Annotated in this window: 23 protein-coding genes, 1 tRNA gene and 1 pseudogene; 17 read left to right on the forward strand and 8 right to left on the reverse strand. The window is 37.2% G+C overall.

The features are described 5' to 3' along the window. Nucleotides 1–63 precede the first annotated feature (63 nt). Nucleotides 64–978 carry a ClpXP adapter SpxH family protein gene (locus tag BWI92_RS10680; protein WP_095162968.1) on the reverse strand — a complete coding sequence of 305 codons (915 nt, stop codon included), beginning with the start codon at nt 976–978 and terminating at the stop codon, nt 64–66. 362 nt (nt 979–1,340) lie between these two features. Here BWI92_RS10680 and BWI92_RS10685 point away from each other — a divergent pair, with 362 nt between their 5' ends. From BWI92_RS10685 to BWI92_RS28490, 4 genes are all read left to right on the forward strand, one after another. Beyond that, nucleotides 1,341–1,649 carry a helix-turn-helix domain-containing protein gene (locus tag BWI92_RS10685; RefSeq protein WP_095162970.1) on the forward strand — a complete coding sequence of 103 codons (309 nt, stop codon included), beginning with the start codon at nt 1,341–1,343 and terminating at the stop codon, nt 1,647–1,649. A gap of 157 nt (nt 1,650–1,806) precedes the next feature. Then, the gene (locus BWI92_RS10690) at nt 1,807–2,034 is read left to right on the forward strand and encodes a hypothetical protein (protein ID WP_095162972.1); all 228 of its coding nucleotides are present in this window, start codon (nt 1,807–1,809) and stop codon (nt 2,032–2,034) included. A 153-nt stretch (nt 2,035–2,187) separates the two neighbouring features. Continuing rightward, nucleotides 2,188–2,868: an arginase family protein gene (locus tag BWI92_RS10695; protein ID WP_217903403.1), complete on the forward strand. Its 681-nt coding sequence runs from the start codon at nt 2,188–2,190 to the stop codon at nt 2,866–2,868. A gap of 20 nt (nt 2,869–2,888) precedes the next feature. Further along, nucleotides 2,889–3,119, forward strand: a complete 231-nt coding sequence (locus tag BWI92_RS28490) for a hypothetical protein (protein WP_217903404.1) — start codon at nt 2,889–2,891, stop codon at nt 3,117–3,119. A gap of 63 nt (nt 3,120–3,182) precedes the next feature. Here the strand turns inward: BWI92_RS28490 and BWI92_RS10700 are convergent, their stop codons facing one another. The 4 genes from BWI92_RS10700 to BWI92_RS10715 all read right to left on the reverse strand — a co-directional run bounded on the left by BWI92_RS10700 (nt 3,183) and on the right by BWI92_RS10715 (nt 7,000). Beyond that, nucleotides 3,183–3,794, reverse strand: a complete 612-nt coding sequence (locus tag BWI92_RS10700) for a YiiX family permuted papain-like enzyme (protein ID WP_095162974.1) — start codon at nt 3,792–3,794, stop codon at nt 3,183–3,185. 143 nt (nt 3,795–3,937) lie between these two features. Continuing rightward, nucleotides 3,938–4,837: a glycosyltransferase family 2 protein gene (locus BWI92_RS10705; protein ID WP_095162975.1), complete on the reverse strand. Its 900-nt coding sequence runs from the start codon at nt 4,835–4,837 to the stop codon at nt 3,938–3,940. Nucleotides 4,838–4,978: 141 nt separating this feature from the next. Next, nucleotides 4,979–5,728, reverse strand: a complete 750-nt coding sequence (locus BWI92_RS10710) for a LytTR family DNA-binding domain-containing protein (RefSeq protein ID WP_095163373.1) — start codon at nt 5,726–5,728, stop codon at nt 4,979–4,981. Nucleotides 5,729–5,911: 183 nt separating this feature from the next. Continuing rightward, the gene (locus tag BWI92_RS10715) at nt 5,912–7,000 is read right to left on the reverse strand and encodes a sensor histidine kinase (RefSeq protein ID WP_095162977.1); all 1,089 of its coding nucleotides are present in this window, start codon (nt 6,998–7,000) and stop codon (nt 5,912–5,914) included. Nucleotides 7,001–7,285: 285 nt separating this feature from the next. Between BWI92_RS10715 and BWI92_RS10720 the strand changes: the two genes are divergently transcribed. The 5 genes from BWI92_RS10720 (at nt 7,286) to BWI92_RS10740 (ending at nt 11,830) form a co-directional block, all read left to right on the forward strand. Beyond that, nucleotides 7,286–8,755 carry a CotH kinase family protein gene (locus tag BWI92_RS10720; RefSeq protein ID WP_095162978.1) on the forward strand — a complete coding sequence of 490 codons (1,470 nt, stop codon included), beginning with the start codon at nt 7,286–7,288 and terminating at the stop codon, nt 8,753–8,755. Nucleotides 8,756–9,212: 457 nt separating this feature from the next. Beyond that, nucleotides 9,213–9,698, forward strand: a complete 486-nt coding sequence (locus tag BWI92_RS10725; protein ID WP_095162981.1) for a hypothetical protein — start codon at nt 9,213–9,215, stop codon at nt 9,696–9,698. Next, entirely contained in the window at nt 9,688–10,497 is an 810-nt protein-coding gene (locus tag BWI92_RS10730) for a polyphosphate polymerase domain-containing protein (RefSeq protein ID WP_095162983.1), read from the forward strand. The genes BWI92_RS10725 and BWI92_RS10730 overlap by 11 nt, the downstream gene beginning before the upstream one ends. Beyond that, complete coding sequence (locus tag BWI92_RS10735) at nt 10,457–11,074, forward strand: DUF4956 domain-containing protein (RefSeq protein ID WP_095162985.1); 618 nt, start codon at nt 10,457–10,459, stop codon at nt 11,072–11,074. The genes BWI92_RS10730 and BWI92_RS10735 overlap by 41 nt, the downstream gene beginning before the upstream one ends. A gap of 102 nt (nt 11,075–11,176) precedes the next feature. Continuing rightward, nucleotides 11,177–11,830, forward strand: coding sequence for a DUF2490 domain-containing protein (locus tag BWI92_RS10740; RefSeq protein ID WP_095162988.1), 654 nt, complete (start codon nt 11,177–11,179; stop codon nt 11,828–11,830). Nucleotides 11,831–11,896: 66 nt separating this feature from the next. Here the strand turns inward: BWI92_RS10740 and dacB are convergent. From dacB to BWI92_RS10760, 3 genes and pseudogenes are all read right to left on the reverse strand, one after another. Next, a pseudogene (dacB, locus tag BWI92_RS10745) lies at nt 11,897–13,374 on the reverse strand (D-alanyl-D-alanine carboxypeptidase/D-alanyl-D-alanine-endopeptidase). Nucleotides 13,375–13,760: 386 nt separating this feature from the next. Further along, nucleotides 13,761–15,647, reverse strand: a complete 1,887-nt coding sequence (locus BWI92_RS10755) for a CocE/NonD family hydrolase (protein ID WP_095162995.1) — start codon at nt 15,645–15,647, stop codon at nt 13,761–13,763. A 209-nt stretch (nt 15,648–15,856) separates the two neighbouring features. Further along, a complete protein-coding gene (locus tag BWI92_RS10760; RefSeq protein ID WP_229362955.1) occupies nt 15,857–17,734 on the reverse strand; it encodes a CocE/NonD family hydrolase in 1,878 nt (625 codons plus the stop codon). 386 nt (nt 17,735–18,120) lie between these two features. On the opposite strand from BWI92_RS10760, the gene hisG reads away from it, so the two are divergent. The 8 genes from hisG to BWI92_RS10800 all read left to right on the forward strand — a co-directional run bounded on the left by hisG (nt 18,121) and on the right by BWI92_RS10800 (nt 24,759). After that, on the forward strand, nt 18,121–18,981 hold the full coding sequence (hisG, locus tag BWI92_RS10765) for an ATP phosphoribosyltransferase (RefSeq protein ID WP_095162997.1): 861 nt from the start codon (nt 18,121–18,123) through the stop codon (nt 18,979–18,981). Nucleotides 18,982–19,088: 107 nt separating this feature from the next. Continuing rightward, nucleotides 19,089–20,348, forward strand: coding sequence for a histidinol dehydrogenase (hisD, locus tag BWI92_RS10770; protein WP_095163000.1), 1,260 nt, complete (start codon nt 19,089–19,091; stop codon nt 20,346–20,348). Between the two features lie 154 nt (nt 20,349–20,502). After that, the gene (gene hisC, locus BWI92_RS10775) at nt 20,503–21,558 is read left to right on the forward strand and encodes a histidinol-phosphate transaminase (RefSeq protein ID WP_095163003.1); all 1,056 of its coding nucleotides are present in this window, start codon (nt 20,503–20,505) and stop codon (nt 21,556–21,558) included. 20 nt (nt 21,559–21,578) lie between these two features. Beyond that, a complete protein-coding gene (locus BWI92_RS10780; protein ID WP_095163005.1) occupies nt 21,579–21,962 on the forward strand; it encodes a hypothetical protein in 384 nt (127 codons plus the stop codon). A gap of 207 nt (nt 21,963–22,169) precedes the next feature. Next, nucleotides 22,170–22,243, forward strand: a tRNA-Ala gene (locus tag BWI92_RS10785). Nucleotides 22,244–22,400: 157 nt separating this feature from the next. Next, entirely contained in the window at nt 22,401–22,622 is a 222-nt protein-coding gene (locus BWI92_RS10790; RefSeq protein ID WP_095163008.1) for a hypothetical protein, read from the forward strand. A 75-nt stretch (nt 22,623–22,697) separates the two neighbouring features. After that, a complete protein-coding gene (locus BWI92_RS10795) occupies nt 22,698–23,117 on the forward strand; it encodes a hypothetical protein (RefSeq protein WP_095163010.1) in 420 nt (139 codons plus the stop codon). A gap of 424 nt (nt 23,118–23,541) precedes the next feature. After that, nucleotides 23,542–24,759: a glycoside hydrolase family 88 protein gene (locus tag BWI92_RS10800; protein WP_095163012.1), complete on the forward strand. Its 1,218-nt coding sequence runs from the start codon at nt 23,542–23,544 to the stop codon at nt 24,757–24,759. The last annotated feature ends 12 nt before the right edge of the window (nt 24,760–24,771 follow it).

A 24,771-nucleotide genomic window follows, 5' to 3' on the forward strand; every position in this document is an offset into this window, starting at 1 on the left:
GGGAATTTTTGGTCATATAGCTATTTATGCTTTAGCTCTGACAGAGGAATTCAGCACCAATATCTATTTCACTTTCCAGATACTTCCATTTTTTGTAGTATGCTGTTGGAGTTTTCCTTCTTGTGTTAATTGTTTTAGTAGCTTTTCACTTTCTTGACGAGATTTTCCACTCAATTCGGTGAACTCTCTAGCAGTAAGTGTTGGATATTTGGCAAATAAAGCTTCCCAAGATTTATCATAGCTGTCTTTAAATACTGCTGGAGCCAAACTACTAATGGTTGTTTCGAACAAGGGATAAGGTCTAAAACCGTAAATAACTTGGGTCTTATTGAGCGAATTACTCAGCAATAGCGTAGGAAATCCTCTTACGCCCATTTTTCTTGCCAATAACAAATCTTCTTTGAAGAGTTCTGTAGCTTTACCTGCATAATCTTGCTGAAGTTGTTCTGTATCCAAACCTACCTCGATAGCTGCTGCCTTAATTTGATTCCAGTCTGCAATGTTTTTCTTTTCCAGGAAAACCATTTCACGCATTCTTCTCATAAACTTTTGAGCTTTCGCTTCGTCTTGCAATTGTGCTGCCTTAAATGCAATAGAAGGAGGATACGAGGATGCCAGAGGGTTTTCTAGCCATACATCACCATCAATAGGCATATCGTAGTGCGCGCTTACTTCATCCCAGTGGTGTGCTACGTCAGACGGTTTACTAATACCACCAGCATTGTAGCTCCAATCAGGTAATAAACCACCCATGCGGTATTCGATTTCGAGATATTTCCCATATTCAAGCTTCAGTTTACGAAGTTGAGGCTCGATACCCCAGCATGAAGAACAAATTGGATCAGTGAAATAAATAATCTTGATTAATTTTTTTTGTTGGAATTGATAGTCAAAATCACCAGTTGTAGACGTAGTATCAATCTCGCAAACTCCTGTTTCGGGATCGCACAAGAGTGGATTCGATTTAGAATCTTTCATAGAATTTTTCTTTTGTGCTTGGCTAGTATACCCACCAAGGCTGTTTAACAAGGCAATAATTATTAAGTTTTTAAAGAGAGAGTTCATTGAATAATAGGGTAAAATTGTACTACAAATAAAAATTGGTTTTTAGCTTAGGATATTGCTTTTAGTATTAAAGACACGAAATTTTTGAAGTCTGGTCGTTATTATTTTTGCAAAAAAACTCGTTATGACTCATTACAACATTCTACTTATTAGAACAATAAACTACGCCAAACACTAGTTACCATTTTGTTTATTAACAAATATCATATACTCCTACGAGTAATTATCAGTAAATTTGGGTACCAAATTTTGTATAAACAAGAGGTCAAAAAAACATGACTACCAAAAATCAAGCCGAAAGTACTTGTCCTGCTGAAGGATTGCTAAAGACATTATCAGGAAAATGGAAGCCTCAAATCTTCCGTTTTGCCGTAAATGGCCCTATTCGTTTCAATACATTATTGAGAGAAATAGAAGGTGCCAACAAGCAATCGTTAGCAACTGCCCTCAAAGAATTAGAATCTGAAGGTATCCTGCACAAAGTTATCATCAGCGAAAAGCCACTCCATATCGAATATAATCTTTCCGAAAGAGGACAATCCCTCGTGCCCATCTTCCAGCAACTCGAAGGAATCGTAAAATAGCCTTGCCTACCATTTGCAGATAAATATTTTTAATTTTTGAATAAAAAAAGTATTCAAATTGTTTGATTGTCGTAAAAAACCATTACTTTTGTCATAAATAACCTCGCAAAATAATTTATTTGTCTATATTTTTACGTAAAAAATAAAAAACGTAATTATGTCGACTACTCTAAACCAAGTAGAAATATTTCGGACAAAGGTTAGTTGTCCGAAGACCGCCGCCCAATTGCTTCAGCGTTTGCATGAAGTATTTCCGCATGATAAGTTCAATTTCGATTTAGAGGATTGTGATAGGATTTTGAGAGTTGATAGTCCTTATTTAGAAATAGAAGCCATACCCAAGCGATTACAATCTTGGGGCTATTTCTGCGAATGGATTGAATAGTGATTATTTGACTAACAATGAATTGATTTCACCGATGCCAGTCACAGTGCTGGATTAAGTATTGAATTTACTTAAAATCGGTTTGCTACTATTGTTCTGTTCAAAGCTCAATTGAATTGATTACTTTGTTCCATATAAAACGATATAAGGCTTATGAAACCCCTTATTATCATTGAATCACCCTCTAATTTGGGTCTGAAAGAATCTGCCCAAGGAAAAGAGCCAGGTGTAAGTAAACTGCCTCAGCACTTGAAAAAGCATGGTTTGTATGATAAACTTAACCCTGCTCAGATAATCCATTTGGCGGCTCCTCCTTACAGTTCGCAGTTTGATGAAGCTTCGGGTGTGCTCAATGCCTACAAGATAGCTGAGTATGCCAAAGTGCAAGCACAAGAACTAAAAAGGGTACTCTCTACAGATTCCTTTCCGGTCGTCATTGGCGGTGATTGTAGTATTCTGATAGGCAATGCCTTGGCATTGAAAGAATTAGGTAATTACGGATTGATGTATTTGGACGGCCATACAGATTTTGTGTTGCCTTCTATGTCACAAACTGGCGGTGCCGCTGGGATGGACTTGGCTATTGTGACAGGGCATGGTCACCCAAAGCTCACCAATATCCATCAGCTAGAACCCTACTTTGAAGAAGAAAATGTTTGGTGTATAGGTAATAGGTATTGGGACCCCGAATACGTGGGTCTCATACAATCTTCGCAGATTGAATATGTACCGTTGTCACACCTCCGTGAGATGGGAATAGATACCTTACTGTCTTTATTTTTTATGCACATTGAGGCAAAAAATGGGATGGTTTCTGGATTCATCTCGATGTAGACGTCTTAGACCATAAAGTAATGCCAGCCGTAGATAGTCCTCAACCAGGAGGAATGTCGTATGAGGAGCTTCGAGAGCTTTTGATACCCTTGATGGCGCATCCGAAAGTGGCAGGCATACAACTTACCATATTAGACCCGACCCTTGACCCATATGGCATTTATGCCCAAAGATTGATTGATAATCTTATAAAAATCTTAAGTCCCATTTTCAGAGAGGTAAAAGACCACGATGAAATAATGAGATTTTGACCTTAGTTTAACCTCTAAACTTCTCTACTCTACTATTAGTTAACTTGGACCCTACACCTATTTTTAATTTCGATCTACCTCAACTAGTTGAGAGTCTTCAAAAATACTGGCTGGAGAGATGACTTTTTCGCCCAAAGGAATTCGTTTTCCATATCGTTCCTCTAATTTTTTTCTGACCAATTTATTTTCTAAGTCAAAATCCTTTAATCTTTGAAGCTTCCCAATTTCGATATTGGCACCACGCTTGTAGATTTTCCAAATGAGTTCTGAGCAATAGATACGTTGGTCGTCCCAGCCAAAGTAGATATCGTATTTTTTTCCTTGAAGTTTTTTTCCTTCTTTTTGCATCGCATCTAGTACCTTCGGCGTAAGAATGCTTTCGGCATTTTTTAGCCTTTTTACAACAAAATGATGTTTTTCGCCTTTTGCAATCCATTCATTCAACGGCGTGAGTTTAACGGGTTGAACTGCCTCAAACACGAAATACTCCGTGCCCTTTTGATAAATAATCCCACAATGTGAATACTTAGAATGTGTAGCTAATTGAATGGCTTTGCTCTGCGAAGAACGTGAAATTTGGAAAATAAGATCGCCATTTTTATAGCTTTTTGTAGAGGAATGACAGCTTCCCAACGTAAAAAATAGTGCGTAGCATAAGCAAAAGATTGATTTCATAGTAGATGGAGGTTTAGTAAATACAAAAAGCCGAGGAACTTACATTACTCGGCTTTGTTATATAACGTAATATAGGTAAAAGTCTTTTGTTGATAGAAAAATGCTTTTGATATTCTATTCTTAAAATGAACCTTTACAGTCCATTAAGCATGCAAACTCGCAGAAACACGTTTGAATAAGTTCTTAACTTTTGCGGCAGCATTATCTACTGGTTCAGTGAGCATACCGTGAAACTCTTCTCCTTTGTGTAAAAAATGTGTCATAACATATCCCGATGTCATTCCCCATTTTTGGATAAAAGTAAAATACCCTTTGTTTTTCTTTACTCTCCCCGTTGAGCGGCCAGAGAAATGATATACCTTACTTTCGCCAACGCCCTTGAATAATCGAATACCCATTTTCCAGAGTTTCATCGAAAAATCAGGGTCAGAATACATCCCCGGATGAAATTCAACGCTGTATCCACCAACTGCATTCCAAATGTCACGGTGTACAATATTGGGAGGCCAAGTGGCACCTGTCCAATCGGGTTTTTTAAATGTTTGGTACTCTTTCAGAAGTTTATCTTCGTTGAATGACTTCAAATCTGTTCCATAATCATGATGAATCACACAATTGTTATTGGTATTGTAAGGTTCAATCATGGTGGCAGACAAGAAAAAGTAAGGATGTCCAATGGCTTTGATTTCATCCGAAATCGCTTTATCCCAGTCTGGACACACATACATATCATCGTTCATGTATAAAATATAATCGGTGGTTGCCTGTTGGGCAGCATAGTTCAGAGCATAGCAAATACCAATATTATTAGCGCTGTAAGTATAGTCAATATCTGATTGCTCTCGAACCCATTCTAACGTTCCGTCTTTACCTTCGTTGACATGAACGATGATTTGGTGATTGAACAGAGAATTTTTCCTGATACTTTCAATACAAAGCTTTAAATAAGGTAAGTTGTTCCAAGAAGGAATTAAAATAGAAAAACGCTTCTCGCTATCCACTTCAGGGTGGTTTTTTTCTTGTAAGGTATTTATAAAGCTCATGATATTTTGAGAGTTGGTCGGTAAAACTTAGATTACTCAAAAAACTAGACATAAAACCTACCCAGAACGTTGTCTATCGATATTTACTTTGTGACCAGTTATCGGGATTTGTCGACCAACTCATTAAAAATCAGTATCAAGCTATCGAAGTTGTCCCTGATAAATTTCTTCGAATGCGGGTAAAAATCTACTTCCTACAGGCACTTCCACACGACCAATCTCAATTTTAGATTTTTGGAAAGCGGTAATTTTTTGTAAAGAAACAATGTATGAATTGTGTACTCTACAAAAATATTGTGCAGGAAGTTTGCCTTCCATAGCCTTCAAATTTGAGCGGGTTAGGATAGGCTTGTTGTCATTTACCGTAAAGATTTTTACATAGTCTTTAAGTCCTTCTACAAATAAAATATCTTGGTAAAATAGCTTAATCTTCTTATAATCAGCATTAATTACGACATAGTCTACTTCAGGAGCAGTAGTTTCGGCGACTTCTTTGTGACGTAACGTGTAGAGTTCATAGGCCTTGTTGGTAGCACGCAAAAATCTGTCAAACGGAATAGGTTTGAGCAAATAATCAATCACATTGAGGTCGTATCCTTCCATGGCGTATTGCTGATATGCCGTTGTAAAAATGACCATTGGGGGCTGAATCAAGCTTCGTAAAAATTGTGTACCTGTAAGTGTAGGCATTTGAATATCTAAAAATACCAAATCGATTTGTCCTGAATTAATCAACTCCCAAGCCTCAAAAGGGCTAGAAAAAGTATTCACTAATTCCAAATATGGGACTTTTTGAATATCGTCAGCAATCATTTCAAGCGCAAAAGGCTCGTCGTCGATGGCGATACATTTTAGTTTAGTAGGATAGTCAGATTGAGTTGATGGTTTCATAAAATTCATAACAGTTGATGGATTTTGAGCGATTACGAACAAGTATTAATGGATTTGTATATTGGATTACAAATAGGAGAGAGTGCCGAAGATAGCCGTATCTTGGGATGCAGCGTTGTTTAATTATTGGTTAAAAAGCAAGCTAAATCGCTTCGTTTGGGGAATGACTTTGGTTTAAGATAATTACAATTGTATAAGTACTTCAACGATGAATAAGTCGTTTTCTGTTATTTTTAACTCATGTTTTTCAGGATAATGTAGTGCTAAGCGCTTTTTTACATTCTGTAAACCTATGCCTGTCTTGTCTTCTTCCTTAAAATTGTGGTCAAAATTTCGATTTTCGGTAATAAACCTTAGAGTATCATTTGCTACAGAAAGTTTAATCAAAATGTGAGATTCTTCTATACTGTGCAATCCGTACTTAAAGGCATTTTCGACTAAGGGTATAAATAACAGTGGCTCAATAGCATATAAATGTATGGGACCCTCGTATGAAAACTCGGCTGAATTTTTACCTGAGATACGCATTTTTTGTAACTCGATATAATTTTGGAGATAGTCTAACTCCTGCGTCAGAGGCACTTTATCACTCTCAGATTGATACAACATATATCTCAAAAGCTGCGAGAGTTTTACTATTGCGTCTTCGGTATGTTCAGATTTTTTGCGTGCCAACCAACGAATATTATTAAGCGTATTGAACAAGAAGTGAGGACTTACTTGAAGTTTTAAAACGGCTAATTCGGCCGCTACTTTTTCCAACAAAATTTGCTGTTGTAGGTCATGGTTTCGCAAACGTTCTTGCCATAATGCCAACGATGTACTGAAAATAATCGAGAAAAAGTACGTCAAGGTGGCGTTCATCAATTGTGGAAATGGCAAGAACATCCTTGGCGGGCGAGGCAAATTATCTACTTTGCCTTTCCATTCAGAAGGTGGGGGCATCTTGGGCATTCCCATGTCAAAACCGTGCATTTTGAGAAAATAATGCGACCATGCCCAATGCAAAGCTAATATGATTACAAATCCAAGAATGATATAAATAGAGAATATATCACCTCGTTTTTTCATCAAAAACTTAGGTACAAGTAACAGTAAATTGATATAAAAGGCAGCCATTAATGCCAAGTTATTGAAGCATTGAACCGTGAAAAATCGACTAAACTCAGGACGATTATAGAAACTATTGGGCATCATGAGCACTGGTAAAAAGAATACCAACGACCAACCAACAATATGAAATACTAACTGATATTTTTCGAATACTTTCATGTTTTTCAAGTATGTGCTTTTATTACAAAGTGTTGAACTAACGTAAGAAAATTCCAAAATCACGCCAACTGTCTATCAAGAATGCCTTTGTGTAGATAAACGCTAGAGCCCATGTCTTTTTCTACAAATAGACATTCTATATCTATCATCCATTACCTTAAAAATTTATTCATAGATTAATTGTATAGTTTTGAGAAACAGTTATTTATGCCTTCGCAGTAGCCATGTTTGGTTATGCTAACGGAGAAAAAACTGATTATCTAAACATTTCAAATTGAATACATTATGAAAAGAACACTTGTATGTTCACTGTTTGCCCTTATCCTGTTAGCTAACTTTTCATGGGTAGATGCACAGGTTTCTACTACACCGAATTATGCTAAGGTTTTCCCACAAAACCAGTTAAATAAAATCACGATTTCTATTTCAAAAGCTGATTGGGACAGTATTAAAATAGACATGAAGGAAAAGTTTAATACCGAATTTGGTAAATCTTCTTTTCCTCGCATGGGACCACCCAATGGTGAACGTCCAAACCAGAAGGACTTTCCACCGATGTCACAAGATGGCAAACGCCCCGAAGTGTTTCCACCACAGCGAGGAGGAGATGGCGAAATGATGCCTCCTCCAATGGGGACAAGCGATGAGCCTCGATACGTTGCTTGCGCTGTAGAATTTGAGGGAAAAAAATGGACAAACATTGGGTTCAGACTCAAAGGAAATTCGAGCTTGATGAGTTCGTGGGGAGCGGGGGTGTACAAAATGCCTTTTAGGCTAGATTTTGATAAATATGAAAAATCAGACTTATATGGTTTTCATGAATTATCTATGTCGCCTGCCTTTCATGACAACACGCTGATTCGTGAAAAACTAGCAAGCGATATATATCGCCAAGCAGGTATTCCAACTGCTCAGACTGCTTTTTATGAGGTATATCTCGACTATGGCGATGGCGTACAATATGCAGGTGTATACACCATGGTGGAGGTAATTGACGATACCATGATATCGACGCAATTTGGTAATTCAACTGGTAATATTTATAAACCAGAATCAACTTTTCAGCGATTTAGAGAAAAAGAGTTTGAAAAAAAGAATTTTAAAAAGGAAAAGAAATTTCAAGATGTTCAGTCGTTTGTAAGAGCTCTGAATGACTCGAGCAGATTGGTATCTCCTGCCCAATGGCGTTCTAATCTTGAAAAAACCTTTGATATGAAACATTTTATCAAATGGTTGGCTATCAATACTGCCATGACCAATTGGGATACTTATGGGGCAATGGCTCATAATTTTTATTTATACAACGCACCCAACCGTGGTTTGGTCTGGATCCCTTGGGATAACAACGAAGCAATTTCGACCAACAATAAGCCCAATTTTCCTATCCCTGAAGGTATGCCAGAACCACCTAAGGATTTCAGAATGCCCAATAGAGGGCTTGCTCTGTCTCTCAAAGATTGCCCTAAACAGTTTGTGTTGATTGCTTATCTTGCGCAAGATCCAACCTATTATGGCTCTTATTTGAAGGAAGTAGAAACTTTCAGAAAAAATACTTGGCAAGCAACCAAACTCAACAAACAGGTGGATGGATATGTAAGCCTGATAAAACAGGCCGCACTTAGAGAGAAAGCGCCCTATTCGCACTTAACAAATGAGAAAAGTTTTGAGGAAGGAATTCAAGGTTTGCAAAAACAAATTTTGAAAAGAGCCTCAGAAATCGACCAGTTTTTAACTGAAAAATCCAAGTCAAAATAGTAGCGAACTAACAAGACTTTGTATTTTTTAAAAGTGTTATTAATTGTAGAAAATTAGAAAAATTATGTATACAGATGGCGTTTTTGAACTCAAAAACGCCATTTTTTGCATAAAATTCATGTTAACAAAAGTTAAAATCTACAGATAAAAACGTAACTTCTACACTCTGTGCCTAACTTGCTGATGGTCTCAAATTTTATCCGTTGATTTGCAAAAGAATTTTGAGGAGAGTTAGGGGTTTTATGAATAAGAGAATGATTCCTTGTAAGTGCGCAAGATTTTGAGTTATTGAAACTATCTAATGCACTCATGTGGTGATTTTATTTAGAATCTTTTTTAATAAGTAGGCAACAGTTTCTTAACATTTCAAGTCATGGTAAATAAATGCATAACCTAACACAACGAAATTTTTTGCCAAATCTTTTAAGCATCAATATAAAATCTCTAACAGACAAATATGAAACATTACCCAATCGCAATCCTTTTGCTTGCTACGTCCTATTTAAGTTATGGACAAAGCAAAAAAGAGGTAAAGAAAAATAAGATTAAAACTGTCACAGAACTAATCACAGAATATGTGGGAGGAAAAGAAGTGACGCGCAACGACAGTTATAAAAAGTTTAATAAACTAGGTGAAGTATTAGAGGAGATAGAATATGATAAAACAGGAAAGCTCAAGCGCAAAGTGCTTTCAAAGTACAACGAGTTTGACGATAAAGTAGAGGAGACTGTTGTCGATGTCAATAATCATCAGGTTGAAAGAGAGGTGTACAAATACGATTCTTTTAAAGAAAAATCTGAAGTGTTGCATTACAATGAGCGCAATGAATTGGATAGCAGGTCGGTATATATCATCAATGGCAACGGACTGAAGACAGAGAAGAAAACTTATGATGCGAAAGGGAAATTAATTCAAATCAAAAAGTATTTGTATGGTTTCTGAGATGTTTATGCAAGAGGTTCAAATACAAACTAGTTTATTTGAACCGATTACTTTAGCGGAAATGGATGGGGTAAAACTCATGGACCGTATGGATGTTAAGTACTTGATTCCTTTGGCGTTATTGCCTGATATTTTGCGAGAAGCACAATCATTTTATCGAGTATTGGAAATAGACGATAATCGACTTTGTAACTACAAAACATTGTACTACGACACCGATGATTTGGCACTTTACAAAGCACATCAAAATGGTTTGCTCAATCGCTACAAGGTAAGAGCTAGAAATTACGTTGAATCGAGTCTTTCTTTTTTTGAAATCAAATACAAAAACAATAAAGGTAGAACCAAAAAAACGCGAATTAGCCAAGACGGAATAACTGAGGTATTGGAAGAAAATAGTGCAGATTTTTTACAAAAAACTACACGAGATATCATTCCTGAATCGCTAAAAGGTATTCTGTGGGTAAACTACCAGCGTATTACTTTGGTAAGTAAGGTTGGGGCAGAACGCCTGACGATAGACCTAAACCTTACTTTCGAGTTTGAAGAGCAACAAAAAGTTTATTCTGCTATTGTCATTGCCGAGGTGAAACAAGAAAAAGTGAGTCAATCTCCTTTTATCGACCTTATGCGAAAGTATCGACTCAAACAAGGCGGTATTAGTAAGTATTGTTTCGGTATAATTAGTTTGTATCAGCAAATCAAGCAGAATAAGTTTAAAAAGCATTTAAGAAGAGTCTCAAAAATATTGGCGCACCATGACCATCTTACAACAACTAACCTCACCACAAGTTACTGAAAGTTTTCAGTGGATAGACAAACTACCAGCCAAGTTCTTTATCCGAATGGGAATCAATTTATTGGCTGTTTTGATATTGATTCGCTTGATTTATTATAAAAATTATCGACGTGCAGATCTGTTTTTAACCTTTTTTGTATTCAATATTATCATTTTTTTATTGACCTATATGCTCAATAAAGTTGTAATGTCGATGGGTGCAGCATTTGGTTTGTTTGCCGTGTTTTCGATGCTACGGTATCGTACTGAGGGTATCTCTGCCAAGGACATGACCTATCTTTTTATGGTAATAGCTATAGGGTTGATTTCGGCAGTGAGCAAAGGAGGATGGGACGAATTATCGGTACTGAATGGGTTAATATTATTTGTTACATGGTTGTTAGAGAGTGGCTTAATCATGCGAAAGGAGTACTCCAAAATTGTGATGTATGAAAGGATAGAACTGATTACACCAGAAAAAAGAGAAGAACTTTTACAAGATTTACGAACACGTACAGGCTTAGACGTTCACAGAGTAGAAATTCATGAAATTGATTTTCTGAAAGACGGTACAAGAATGACTATTTTTTATCATTAGTTGATGCTTGCATAGTTGATTTATGTAAAGCGATAGGAAATAGGTCAAAGTTTTCGTCGCTGTCAAAAGCTCAACCAGTATTTAACCACATTTAACACTAATATGAAAAGAATCCTATTGCTATTGCTTCTTATGTCTTTTAAGATGTTGGGGCAGGAAACAGACCTACGTTCTTGGACAGGACTTTCACTTGAGAAAAAGTTAAACAAGCATATCAGTCTCAATGCCAATTTGCAGGTTCGAACAACGGATAATTTTACAGCGGTTGGTTCCTACGTAGGAGAGTTTGGATTAGGATATAAAATCAATAAACACTGGGAGGTTTCGGCTTATTATCGATTTTCGAAAAGACAAAAATGGGATAAAAGCGAAGATGCCTACATCTATAAACCTTTTCATCGATTCTATGCTAATATTGATTATGATAGAAAAATCTCCATTTTCAAATTGAGTTACCGACTTCGTTATCAAGACCAATTTAAGGATACAGATACAGGGTTGGAAGAAACAAAGAGTTATTTAAGAAACAAAATTGAGTTAGCCTATCCAAATAAAACAAGGTTTACGCCATCCATTTCGGCAGACTTTTTTTACAAAATTGGAGAGGATTTTGACCAAATAAGATATAAGGCAGGCGTTGATTATACCGTAAATAAACGCAATAGTGTGGGACTCACATTTTTTAGAGATTATGCTCTCGTGCCTACCGACCTCGATGTTTATACCATTGGGTTAACTTACAAGTTAAAATTGTAGTAAACGGACTATACGTGATTAGCAAAAAGTTTGTGCGAGCAAAGTCTCTGGCACAAACTTTTTCTTTTATAGGTCAGTCAACATGATCATGAGTTTTTCGAGCTCTTTTGTGGCATTTCCATAACTCGAATCATATTTATTGAAGATAATTGAAAAACAATATAATTCGCCATTAGAAGCCGTAAAATAGCCTCCATAAGCTCTTACGCCTTCAATAGAACCACTCTTGGCATGGATATTCCCAGCGGCTTTGCTTTTCTTGGCAAGGTTGGCCACTGTGCCCGATACACCAACCACAGGAATAGATTCGTAATAAGAATTGAAGCTTTTTTCGTTAGTCATAATCGACAATACATCGGTCATGATATCAGTGGTAACGGTATTGCTTGGTGATAGTCCACTTCCATCTTTCATTTTCAATCCTTGCATATTCAATCCTTTGGCTCGCCAAATTTGTTCAAAACCCTTAACTGCATCGCTTGTGCCATTTCCCATATTGAGCAGTACCGAAGGCGTTTTTAAAAATGCCTCTGCATATAAGTTGATACTTTGATAATTACAAGCTTTTACCAGTTCTTTCAAACTGGGAGAGTTTTGAGTAGCAATAGTCATCGTACCGCTTGGTTTGCTATGAGTTAAATAGCGTTTGTCCAACTCTAAGGTTGAGGTTGGTCCTTCTTGAATTTGAATACCGAGTTCTTCACATTTTTTGCCCAAAGCAAAAGCCACATAAAAAGCTGGGTCAGGAATCGACCCTTTTACAGAAAAACTGTTCCCTTGTGGAACAAAACCTTCCAACAAAATGGCATCTTGGTAAGGCGTTGAGTAAATCATTACTTGGTCGCCCGTTCCTGATCGGTCGGTAAGGACTTTATTGATTTTGGTTAAATACGGTAAATCTGGTGCCGTTTTGACAAAACCCGCCGATTCCATATAACCCTTGGGCTGGAATGTAACCCAAAAGAGGTTTTCATTGATATTGAGTCCATAACAGCCTGCACCATAATAATTACCCATATCGCCCCAAATCCATGTATTAGGAATCACGTTGGCATTGAAAAAACTCGCGTCCCCCATAATTCTCCCATTGATTTTTTGATACCCAAAGCTTTGACTTTCATTGCCCAAGCATCCAACAGCTGTTTGTAATCAGGTTGATTTTTGAATCTCCAACTACCCAGTGAAGGGTCGCCATTGCCTTTGATATATATGTTTCCGTTCAATACACTATCGACAATGCTTCCACTATACTCTAAGGTTGTTTGGTACATGAAAGAATCACCCAAGGTCATTAAGGCGGTTGCTGTAGAAAGCAACTTCATCGTGGAGGCAGGAGCAAGGCTTTTTTTAGCTTGAAAAGAAATGACACTTTTTCCCGTTTTGGCAGATTTTACGCTCATTCCCACCATACCCGTTTGTAAAAATGGGGAGTTGCTCAAACTATCCAGTCTTCGATTTACTTGGGTTTGCCATTTGAGCGTTAGACTATCTGTGCTTTGTAAGGAAAATAACCAATGGGTTAGCAGTAGGGTAAGTAATTTCATAAATCAAGGGTAAGGGTGGTTCAAGTAATCACAGATGAGAGTGGAGTCTGCTCTGTAAAAATAAATGCTGAGTTAGGATTGTATGAAAGATTAGTTTTGTATTTAGAACAAGATTGCCGCTACACCGATTCTATTTTAACAATAACGTCACCCTTCGTACAATTATAATGCTGAATCGAGAGAGAGGCAAGAACTCTTTCACTTTCATAACTAGTTCTGTATGAAGGATTACAAACTCTTTCAGATTTGGGATTTCTGATTTCAGAAATAAAGTAAAACAGCTTTGCTTTTTACAAAATATAGAAACCTACACTTCCGAAATCCAACATCCGATATCCGAAATAAATGTTTTTTGTAATCCTTCGAACACTCACAATTCAACATTACTACTTCAGTATCTCAACTTCAATCGCACTACTGTTATATACTTTGTGAGTAGCTTTGATAAAATCCGCAGCATCTGCTTTGTAAATATTGTCCACATATTTTTGTGGGTTAATATCAAATAAAGGAAAGGCTGTTGATTGCACTTGAATCATGATTTTATGACCTTTCTTAAAAGTATGCAACACATCTTGCAAACGGAAAGTCACATCAGTGATTTGGTTTGGTACTAAAGGCTCAGGTTTTGAAAAGCTATTTCTGAAGCGACTACGCATAATTTCACTTCTTACCATTTGCTGATAACCAGCCAAGGTAATGTGTTTTGGCGTAAATGGCGTATTTTGCTCATCGCCTGGATATACGTCTACTAATTTTACAAACCAGTCGGCATCTGTTCCAGTAGTGGCTACTTTGAGTTTTGCCAAAATCTCACCACCTAAGGTTACATCTTCTGTCAAAACATCCGTTTCAAAAGTCAATACGTCTGTTCTACGACCTGCAAAACGTTGGTCTTCGCTCATGTAAGCACGAGGGGTAAAGCCAAACAGTTGCTTATTATCCTCTGTGTACGGCACAGGTTTATTAGGATCAGACACAAATTCAGAATAACCGTCGGAAGTGATTTTGTCTGTCAATTTTCCAGAATTACTCAAGTAGAAATTCACTTTCTGAGCTGTTTTTACTGGCCATTCTTTAAACTCTTGCCATTGTTTTTTACCAGTGTCAAACAAATAGGCCTCTGGCAAATCAGATTTTCCATCGCCTGCACCTTTCAAGAAATGTTTAAAGAATTTTAACTCAATGTTTCTTTGGAAAAATGTCGCTACGCTATCTCCAAAATATACATTTGAGTGCATGTGATGACCTCTTTCTCTTGCCCAATCTCCATGTCCAAATGGACCCATAACGATGGTATTATAGATATTCTGGTTATTTTTTTCTACGTTTTTATAAATCGTCAAAGGTCCGTACAAATCTTCGGCATCATACCAGCCGCCTACAACCATAATAGCAGGAGCATTTTTGATGTTTTTTAAATGAGGAATGATACTTCTTTTTTGCCAAAATTCATCATAATTAGGATGATCTACATGCTCTTGCCAGAAAAAGTTATCCTTGTAATTAGCACCCAAATTTTTCAAAGGTGTTTGAGTTTTGTACCAATCAAAACCATCCTGCGTATTTCTTTTTGGAAACAAATTATCGTACCACGACTCAGTCGTTGGTTTTGGATGCTGAACGCCAAACACAGGAAACGTCAATCCGTAACCAATCGTAAATGCACCATTGTGGTGGAAATCGTCAAAGAAGAAATCCGAAACTGGTGCTTGAGGCGAAGATGCTTTCAAGGCAGGGTGACCGCAAAGTGCTCCTGCAATAGTGTAAAAACCTGGGTAAGAAATACCATACTGCCCTACACGACCATTATTATTCGGAACATTCTTTACCAACCAATCAATCGTATCATAGGTATCCGAAGCCTCATCAACGTCTGTTTTGGCCTTCTTGTTGGCAATATGTGGTGTCATATTAGTCCAAGTACCCTCAGACATCCAACGACCACGGACATCTTGCTCCACAAAGATGAACTTTTCACGCATCATGTGACGAGAGTAATATAGCATTTGTGGATAATCGTCTTTTCCGTAGGGAGCTATATCGTAACAAGTACGTTGCATGACGATAGGATACTTATTGTTGGCCGAAGCGTCTTTAGGAACATATACATTCGTGAAAAGTTTGACACCATCACGCATGGAGATTTGGTATTGGTATTTCACATAGTTTTCACGCACAAATGCCGAGTCTTGTTGAGCAACAGACAATGATTGTGCTGAAATTTTGGTCATAGCTACCAACAAGCTCAATAAAAGGAACAGTTTTTTCATGTTTTAGGAGTGTTGATTCAGATTTGTTTTTGCTAAAATTAAAACAAAGAATCGGTTTTCATGAAAATACGGTGTGTTTTTTAGCTGAAATGAGCCTGAATGATAGATTAATAATCAAATAAAAAAGCGTCACAAGTTGGTATAAAATCCATATGGGAAGTTCACACCAGCTTGTAACGCTTAGCTTAATCTATTTATGATATGGTTTTTTAATTCTTCAAAACACCAAAAGTTATGAATGAAGGATAAGCTTTTTGGTGATATACTTTTTGGGTAGCTTTTTGATAATCACTTTCTTTTGCTTCAAAGATATTCACAAATTTCTGAGGATTTCTATCTGCCCAAGGGAAACAAGAACTCTGGATTTGCACCATAATTTTATGTCCCTTTTTGAAGGTATGCAATACATCTTGTAGCTCTAATTTTACTTCTGTTGGTTTCCCTGGAATAAATGCTTCTGGTTTCGTGAAATCGTTACGATATTTTCCTCTAATAATCTCACTACGAATCAATTGTTGGTAACCACCATATATTACATCTGGGTGGGCAGGATTGCTAGGTGTGCTGTTAGGATATACGTCTATAACTTTCACAATCCAGTCGGAATCTGTTCCTGTAGTCGAAACCTTCAGATTCGCTAAGATATTGCCCACCATCGTCAAATCGTCTTTGAGAGTATCTGTTTCAAAACTAATTACATCTGGGCGCTGATAGGCAAAACGTTGGTCTTCAACCATATATTCTGCTGAAAATCCATCATTAATTTTACCAGAAAATGGTACTGGACGATTTGGGTCAGACACATAACTTGTAAGTCCATTTTCATTTTGAGGCTTTGTCAAACCTAATTTTCCTCCATTTTGAAAATACAAAGTTGTTTCTTGTGCATTTTTAGGAGGATAAGTATCAAAATTTCTCCACTGATTATTGCCTGTTTCGAAAAGGGTCGCTTCTGGTAAATTCAAGCTCAATGACTCATCTATCAAGTAATGATTAAAGAACGGACTTTCAATTTTTTCCTGATAATATAAAGACGTTTTCGAACCAAATTCAACATCTGCTAGTGATTGTCCAGAAGAGCCAGCCCAACCGCCGTGTACCCATGGTCCAACCACAAAACGAATGTCATTATTGGGAGATTGCTTTTCCATGGCTTGATAGGTTTTGAACGTTCCGTACAAATCTTGCTCATCGTACCAGCCACCAACTACTAATACCGCATGCTTGATATTTTGTAGGTGGGGTAAAATATTGCGTTTTTGCCAGTGCTCATCAAAATTAGGATGGTCAAAATTTTCATGGAAATACTCATTACGCTTTTTGTAATATTGATCTTCTGCATTACGAGTCGGACCCATTTTCAAGTAAAAATCATATCCATCTGGACTATCAAATGAGAAATAGGGCGCAGGACGATTTTTTGTAGGTTGAGTTTGTGGTTGGAAAAAGTTATAAAATCCAAAATTAGCTCCCAACATAAAAGCGCCTAAATGAAAGGCATCATCACGCCACAAATCTGCCATTGGTGCTTGTGGAGAGGAGGCCTTTAAGGCAGGATGTTGCGAAACCGAACCTGCCGAAGTAAAAAAGCCAGGGTAGGAGATACCCCACTGACCTACTTTACCATTATTATTGGGAATATTCTTGATTAACCAATCGATGGTATCATAGGTATCGCTCGATTCGTCAATATCTTTCTCAGAAGATTTTTTGTCAAGATGCGGTGTCATTTCCACAAATTTTCCTTCCGAAGCCCAACGACCACGGACATCCTGATAAACCACAATATAATTCTCACGAATCATAAAAGGGTTGGGCCCAATACGCTTTTTGAATTTGTCCGTACCATAAGGGTTGCAAGAATACGGCGTTCTTTGCATGATTATAGGGTGTTGCTTCGATTTGTCTTTGGGCGCATACACCTGTGTAAAAAGCTGCACCCCATCACGCATTTTTACCATAAACTCAGACTTTACATAGTTATTCCTAATGTAAGCTGAATCCTGAGCAATTGAATATTGATAGGTTGATTGGGCTTTTCCTAAAAAGGATAAAAAGAACAAGAGGCAAATAAGTGAGTTTCTCATAAGCATATCATTAAGCGGGTTTACAAAGTATTTTTCAAAGTTAGGAGAAAAAGAGAAAAGGCACAAAGTTGAATAAGGATAGAGGCTTACAGTGAGTAAATGGTCAAGAGAGGTGTCAAAACCATTTTTTCTAGCTGTAAAAAACCATAACATTCACAGAAATCAGCTATGCTCAATTTTTGAAGTCTATCTATTTTTTGACAAAATAAACTAGTCACTTTGTGCCTGATCCCTCAATCCCTGATCCCTCATCTATATTTTTTACCATATTTTACCTAAAACAAGTCGAAAGCTACGTACGATTCCGTAATTTTGCACCCGAAGTTGTCCCGTGTACGCCGAATGTACCAAAAAACAATCTATTAGGATAGCCTCAAATGCTGAAAATGAACGAAGTATTAAGAATTGCGGTCCAAAAATCGGGTCGCCTTAGTGAAGATTCACTAAATCTTTTCAAGGAGTGCGGAATCAAATTTGATAATGGTGCTGGTAAATTAAAAGCTACATCCTCAAACTTTCCCGCAGAGTTTTTGTTTCTAAGAGACGACGATATTCCTGGGTATGTAGAGGACGGAGTAGCGGATATCGGAATTGTCGGACAAAACGTTCATGTTGAAACAAGCAAGCATGTAAACGAAGTTAAGTTACTAGGATTCTCAAAATGTCGCCTTTCAATTGCAATTCCTCGCAGTGAAACGTATGGCGGAGTGAAAGAATTAGAAGGCAAAAGTATTGCTACTTCTTATCCTGTAATTTTAGGTAACTTCTTGAAAGATAATGGCGTAACTGCCCATATCCATGAAATATCTGGTTCGGTAGAAATCGCTCCAAGTATTGGATTGGCACATGCCGTATGTGATATTGTTAGTTCTGGAGGTACTTTGTTAAGTAATGGTTTGAAAGAAGTGGAAGTGATTTTCCGCTCTGAAGCTATTATGATTGGATACCCTAACCTTTCACCAGAAAAACAAAACATTCTGAATCAAATCTTGTTTAGAATAGACTCAGTACAACGTGCTAAAAACCGCAAATATGTTGTGCTAAATACCAAACAAGAGAATATTGCTTTGATTCGCCAATTGCTTCCAGGTATGAAAGCCCCTTCAATTTTGCCATTGGCAGACGAAGGTTGGGTGTCAATGCATTCAGTAATTGAGGAGCAAGATTTTTGGCAAAATATCGAAAAACTTCGTGATGCAGGTGCTGAAGGAATTTTAGTATTGCCAATCGAGAAAATGATTTTTTAATAATTGCTTTCAGCAAATGACATTTCGAGATTTGAAAATAATCTTAATGGGTTCAAAATTTCCCAAGCCGAATGCCAAAGGCTGAATGCAAAAAGTATTCCTTTTGCATGAAAATTATAAAATATCCATCACCATCCGACTACCAAGCGATTCTTACTCGCCCAGTACAGGATATGTCAGTGATTGAACAAAGAGTCATCCCTATTCTTGAAAAAGTAAAGGCAGAAGGTGACAAGGCACTTTTTGAATTGGCATTACAATTTGATAAAGTGACTTTAGAAACGCTCGAAATGGATGCTTCGAAGGTAGAAGCGGCAGCAGGATTATTGAGCGAAGAGCTTAAAACTGCTATCCATGCGGCGTATCAAAATATTTACAAATTTCACGTAGCGCAAAAACAAGCACCCGAAAAAATCGAAACTACCACTGGCGTTACTTGCTGGCGCAAATCGGTAGGCATCGAAAAAGTAGGGGTCTATATTCCGGGAGGAACAGCTCCTTTATTTTCGACCGTATTGATGCTTGGAGTTCCTGCGCAAATCGCGGGTTGTAAAGAAGTAGTATTGTGTACGCCTTCCGATCACCCAGCGATTTTGTATGCAGCCCAACTTTGTGGCATTTCTAAAATCTTTCGCGTTGGGGGCGCACAAGCAGTGGCTGCGATGGCTTACGGTACAGAATCGATTCCTCAGGTTTACAAAATTTTTGGGCCTGGTAATCAGTATGTTACTGCCGCCAAAATGCTCGTAAACAAAGAAGGTGTAGCCATTGATATGCCTGCTGGGCCATCAGAGGTAGCGGTTTGGGCAGACAATTCTGCTAATCCTGCTTTTGTAGCGGCAGATTTATTATCACAAGCAGAGCATGGTATCGACTCACAAGTTTTGTTGGTATCGACTTCGGAAGAATTAATTGAAGCCGTTAATCAAGAGTTAGAAAAGCAATTGGCCGTACTGCCTCGTGCCGAGTTTGCAGCCAAAGCCCTAGAAAATAGTCAAGCAGTATTGGTTGAAAATCAGGGTATTGCTATTGATATGCTCAATCAGTATGCTGCCGAGCACTTGATAATGTCTGTCGAAAATGCAGAAGAATTATCTGAGCAAATCTACAACGCAGGTTCGATTTTCTTAGGAAATTATACACCAGAATCAGCTGGGGATTATGCTTCAGGTACCAACCATACCCTACCAACCAACGGTTTTGCTAAAGCCTATTCAGGGGTAAGTTTGGACAGCTTCGTCAAAAAAATAACGATTCAGAAAATTACAAAAGAGGGTATTCAACATCTGGGTAATACGATTATCGAGATGGCCGAAGCCGAATCTTTACGTGCCCATGCCAATGCGGTTCGCGTAAGATTGGCATAATTTTTTGTCATAGAACCAACAAACTAGGTGATAGCTCCTCATTCGGTTGAGATGCATCACCTTTTGTTGTTAAAAAGGGCGGAAAGTGCCATCAGTCCGTAAGCTGATGCATTAGCCAAACTTACTTATTTCACTAAATCCAAGAAACAAACTTATGAAATTTGACATACACTCAGTTGTGCGCCCGCACATCCTAAATCTTGCACCATACTCTTCTGCACGAGATGAATATACAGGTAAAGAAGGAGTATTTTTAGATGCAAACGAAAATCCAATTGGTTCGGCAACGCCAGAAAATTGGAACAGATATCCTGACCCATATCAGTTTGCAATCAAGGAAAAATTGGCACCCATCAAAGGCTGTCGTCCAACGCAAATTTTCTTAGGAAATGGCTCTGATGAACCTATCGACTTAATTATTCGACTCACATGTGAACCAAAAGTTGATAATATTATTATATTGCCTCCAACTTATGGCATGTATGAAGTAAGTGCATCGGTTAATAATGTAGGAATACAAAAAATTCCATTGACTCCCGAATATCAATTGAATATTGATGCGGTTTTGGAAGCGATAAATTCAAAAACAAAATTGATTTTTATCTGTTCACCCAATAACCCAACAGGTAACTTGATTAATCGTGAGGCAATTTTACAAATCATCGAAAATTTCCAACAAGGAATCGTTATTATCGATGAAGCATACAACGATTTCTCCGATGAGCCTTCGTTCATTCCAAGTTTGGATGAATATCCTAATGTAATGGTACTTCAGACTTTCTCGAAAGCATGGGGTTTGGCTTCGCTACGTCTGGGAATGGCCTTTGCACAAGAAGAATTAATTACACTTTTGAATAAAATTAAATATCCTTACAACATTAATGGTTTAACGCAAAAGTTGTTAATTGAGAATATCGACAATACAGATTTTGTAAAAAAATCGGTAGCCACACTTAATGAAAATAGAGCACAACTTGAAAAAGAATTAAGCGAACTACCAAATGTTGAACATATCTACCCTTCAGATGCGAACTTCCTTTTGGTTCGTTTCAAAGAGGCAAAAGCTGTATTTGATTACTTAATTGACAATAAAACCATTGTTCGTGACCGCTCAAAGGTAATTTTATGTGACAATTGTTTACGTATTTCCGTCGGAACAAAAGACGAAAATGCCATTTTAATGGGTTATCTTCGTTCTTATGAGGCATAAATCAATTAAATAACAATTTTATGAAAAAATCAGTATTGTTTCTTCTACTCATGGTGGCATCTGTAGGTGCTTTTGCTCAAAACAGAGACTGGGCGATTGGTGGTAAAATTGGAGAACCATCAGGTCTAAGCCTACGCAACTACTTAAGAAATGACAAAAATGCTATTGAAATCAATTTTGGAGTTTATGGAGGTATTTGGGGAGTAAAAGACAGCTATAAAGATGGTGCATTCAACGGTTCGGGTATTGCTGTAAGCGGATTGTATCTATGGCATAACGAAATGGGAAGCAGTCGCTTTAAAAACTACTATGGTTTTGGAGGTCAAATTACTTCTAGAAAGTATTTTGTAGATGATACTTTAACGGAATTCCTTACAAAAAAGAAATTCCAGCCACAGGATTAGGTGGTGTTGGTTCGGCAGGATTGGAGTATTTCTCTCCAGATTCACCGCTATCTATTTTCATGGAAGTGGGTGCTTATGTGGAATTAGTACCGTCAGTATTTTACTTTCATCCCCAAGCAGGCATAGGAGCAAGACTTAATTTTTAAAAATAGAATTGGTACTTGCAAAAGTATTTTGAAATGATAACTTTGCAGTATCAATTCCAATGGGGATGTAGCTCAGTTGGCTAGAGTGCTTGACTGGCAGTCAAGAGGTCGTGGGTTCGAGCCCCATCTTCTCCACTTTTGCAAAAGCGCTTATGTTCTGAACATAAGCGCTTTTTTAATTTCTAAAGACTTTATGATATCAGAAAGGAATGAGAGAAATTCTCAGATAACTCCTGATGTAGATGTTTAACATAACTTTGTATACTATCAAACCCAATAAACATCATTCAATATGATCGATATTCAAGCAATTATTGACAATTGTGAGCAGCAGGTTTGTCCTGTGCATGGAAAAAATCCTAAGGTAACTTATGAGGAGGATAACTTGGAGATTACAGCCTGTTGTGAAGATTTTAAAGTGAGCATTAAAGAAATGTTCAATGAGGAACTTAGACAAGCTTTAGTTGAGTATCTTTTAGTAAGACCCATGAGGGAGCGCAACAAAACATCCTAAATTTATATAATGATCAAATTGACTTTGTTTTTATAAAGTACAATAAAGATAGTTATACCCTAAATTGTAATAATAATGTCGAGAAAACATTCCTTTATTTTAACGTTATCAAACAATGTCACAGAGAAAGAAGGTGTAAATTATTTGATAGAAAATCATACAGGTTTTTTCAAGATTGACTTATCAACCAAAAAGAAAATTCTAGATTTGCTACAGATTGAACATCGTTTTCTTCAATCCTTTGATATGATATATATTCCGAATTTAGTAGGGAAAGAAATTAATGGCGATGAAATAGAGACCTATTTAGAAGATATGATACTGGTTGAGCTAAAGACAACCAAGAAGTATTTACCCAATAACCCCAAAGGTTTCTTTTTTGGCGCTACTGAGAACGAATTTAATTTTGGAGAAATACTAGGAGATAAATTTAGATTTTGCTTTGTAAGCTTACATGAAAAAGGCTCTTCTTTCGCACTATTAACTATTGAGTAACTTTGACTTATTATTCGAAATAAGAGAATACAATATCAAATTAATTTATAAATCACACACTTTAAAACTATGATAAAAAGATACTTTCTTCATGCCTTAACACTGATTTTATTCATATTTTGTGTTCATTCTAGTGCAACAGTTCTTGCTCGAAAATGTACTGGCTCCAAATATTGTTCTGCCTGTAAAAATTGTAAATACTGTAAACATTGCGCCAAAAATGGAGGCACTTGTGGTATTTGCAAATAACTCTTTTCATTTCTAAAATGAATCTTTTACGTACAGCACCTCTCTCCAACCAAGGATAGACGTTCTTTTTATTTCAGTAGTTTTGAAAAACTTTTTCATGCTTTGAGTAAAGTATTACCTACTCTAAGCTTTATTGTTTAGGGCATAAGCCTCTAACATTTTAAAACTTTATGTCATGAAATCCCAATTTATTAAAAACTACAGTCTTCTTTTATTCCTTTGCTGCTTGTTAGGTTTTACGAGTATTGCACAAAAAGCCTCTCAAGCTATTTCAAGACCACTTTTATTGAAGCAATTCAAACAAAGTTTTGCCGATGCACAAAAACAATATCAGTTTTTGGCTCAACATCTTCCCGCTGGTAAATTTCCAAAGACGTATTTTCCCAATACAGATCGCTATGAGTTTAGTAACTCTGACTGGTGGTGTAGTGGCTTTTACCCTGGCTCTTTGCTTTACATTTATGAACAAACCAAAGACCAAGCTACGTATCAGGAAGCTGAACGTATTTTGAAAGACCTAGAAAAGGAAAAGTATAATACTACAACCCATGATTTGGGTTTTATGATGTTTTGTAGTTTTGGTAATGCCAATCGTATTGCCTCAAAACCAGAATACAAAGAAGTTTTGCTGACTTCGGCCAAGTCTCTTGCTACTCGTTTTAATCCAAAAGTTGGCTGTATTAAATCATGGGACTCAAAGCCTGATGATTTTTTGGTGATTATCGACAATATGATGAACCTTGAATTGTTATTTTGGGCAACTGAAGTAACGGGCGATTCTAGCTATTACAAAATTGCGGTAACCCATGCGAATACAACGATGAAACACCATTTCCGTCCTGATTATAGTTCGTATCATGTGATTAATTACGACGCTAATACTGGAGAAGTTAAACAGAAGAAAACGGCACAAGGATTTGCCAATGAATCGGCTTGGGCACGTGGTCAGGCATGGGGCTTATATGGATACACCGTGATGTATCGTGTGACTAAAAATCCGATTTACTTAGAACAGGCGAATAAGATTGCTAATTTCTATCTAAACCATCCAAATCTTCCAGCAGATAAGATTCCTTTTTGGGACTTCAATGCGCCAAATCAACCAGAGGCCTTACGTGATGCTTCAGCTGCTTCAGTTGTCGCTTCGGCACTATTGGAATTACAAGGATATGTAAAGGCTCCTTTGGCTAAAACTTATGTGTCTTCAGCGGAGAAAATGCTTTGGAGTTTATCAAATTCTCCATACAAAGCGACTTATGGCAAAAATGGGGGCTTTCTAATTAAACATTGTGTTGGTCATATTCCTCAAAATACAGAAGTAGATGTGCCTTTAACGTATGCAGATTACTATTTCTTGGAAGCTATGAAGCGCTATCAAGAATTGAAAAAATAAGAATTATCCAAG

This window comes from Flectobacillus sp. BAB-3569, from assembly GCF_002270355.1.
In the GTDB taxonomy this organism is placed as follows: domain Bacteria; phylum Bacteroidota; class Bacteroidia; order Cytophagales; family Spirosomataceae; genus Flectobacillus; species Flectobacillus roseus.